The sequence below is a fragment of the Streptomyces sp. ADI95-17 genome, from assembly GCF_003846175.1.
Taxonomy (GTDB): domain Bacteria; phylum Actinomycetota; class Actinomycetes; order Streptomycetales; family Streptomycetaceae; genus Streptomyces; species Streptomyces sanglieri.
Map to the genome: position 1 here is coordinate 125,115 of NZ_ML123056.1, position 900 is coordinate 126,014.

General features: G+C 68.2%; 1 protein-coding gene. It reads left to right on the forward strand.

What is annotated here, in order from left to right; all coding sequences use genetic code 11:
- On the forward strand, positions 1–900 hold a 900-nt coding region (locus EES42_RS43015), incomplete at both ends, for a polyketide synthase dehydratase domain-containing protein (protein ID WP_206433934.1).

Genomic DNA, 900 nt, shown 5'->3' on the forward strand with positions numbered 1-900 from the left:
CGTCCGGTTCCGAGGGTGGCGATGAGCCCACCTTCGTACCCGCCCTCCGCAAGAACCGCAACGAGCCGGAGAGCCTGCTCACCGCCCTCGCTGACCTGCACGTACGCGGAAAGGCAGTTGACTGGCCGTCGTACTTCGCCGGCACCGGTGCCGGCCGCGTGGACCTGCCCACCTACGCCTTCCAGCGCCAGCGCTACTGGCTGACGGATGAGCGTACGTACGACCGCGACGCAATTGGTCTTGGGCAGAGTCCGGACGAGCACCCGCTTCTGGGTGCGGCCGTTCCGCTGGCCGGGGGCGCGGGTGTGGTGTTCACCGGCCTGCTGTCGCCCGCCAGGTACCCCTGGCTCGCCGATCACGTTGTCAAAGGCACGACCTTGCTGCCCGGTACGGCACTTGTCGATCTGGCGCTGCACGCCGGCGAGTACGTCGAGTGTGGATCGCTGGACGAACTGACGTTGGAAGCGCCGCTGGTACTGTCGGAGCGGATCGACACCCAGGTGCAAGTCGTGGTGGGCGCTCCCGATGACGAGAGCGGACGCCGGGCGCTCACCGTGTACTCGCGTTCATCCGACGACATGCGTGCCGAATGGACGCGGCACGCGGAGGGCGTGCTGTCGGACGACGCCGGGACCAGGGGTGCGGGTGAAGGGCTCGCGGTGTGGCCTCCGCGCGATGCCGTCGAGTTGCACACGGCCGATGTGTACGACCGTCTGGCGGCTCAAGGACTCGACTACGGGCCGGTGTTCCAGGGGCTGCAGTCCGTCTGGAAACGCGACGACGAGGTGTTCGCGGAGGTGGCCCTCCCCGACGGTCTTGAGGCCGGCGGCTTTGGACTGCACCCGGCGCTGTTCGATGCCGCCTTGCACACGATGGCTGTCTCGGATGCGGGATTCCAGG